The following is a 423-nucleotide window of genomic DNA, read 5'->3' as shown; positions in this document are numbered from 1 at the left end:
GCATGGTCCTCATGTCATTGGCGCGGACACTTACCTGGGTGATTTGGAGCTCGACATCGCCAACTCCACCGGCCGCCGCGAATTGCTCTTCCGGGCGATTTTCGATCTTTCTCTGGAAGGCAAGATCCCGGGCTTCGACCTCAACGAGTACGACGTGGTGATCATGGACTGCCCGCCCAACGTGAGCCTTACTTCGACAGCAGCCCTCGCGGCTGCTGACCTGGTCATCGCTCCCGTCCGCATGGACTCCTTTGCCATCAAGGGCCTTCGTAGGCTCATGGGCGAAATCGAGTCTGTATGGGAGAGCTACCAGGTCCGGCCTGATTTGATCATCCTGCCTACGCATTTCTCCCCGCAGTTCGCGCGTAACAGCCGCATGCAGGCCAACGTGAATCAGTACTCGGATGCGCTGGCTCCCCAAAC

General features: G+C 59.1%; 1 protein-coding gene. It reads left to right on the top strand.

Annotated elements, in window-relative coordinates; all coding sequences use genetic code 11:
* Positions 1 to 43: 43 nt before the first annotated feature.
* Positions 44 to 423: AAA family ATPase (locus GVL03_RS20830; protein WP_235038296.1), on the top strand; the 380-nt coding region annotated here is incomplete at its 3' end.

Origin of the sequence: Microbacterium sp. 18062, from assembly GCF_902706225.1 — a bacterium.
In the GTDB taxonomy this organism is placed as follows: domain Bacteria; phylum Actinomycetota; class Actinomycetes; order Actinomycetales; family Microbacteriaceae; genus Microbacterium.
Note: the sequence above shows the minus strand (reverse complement) of the source record. Positions and strands in the feature narration are given on the sequence as shown.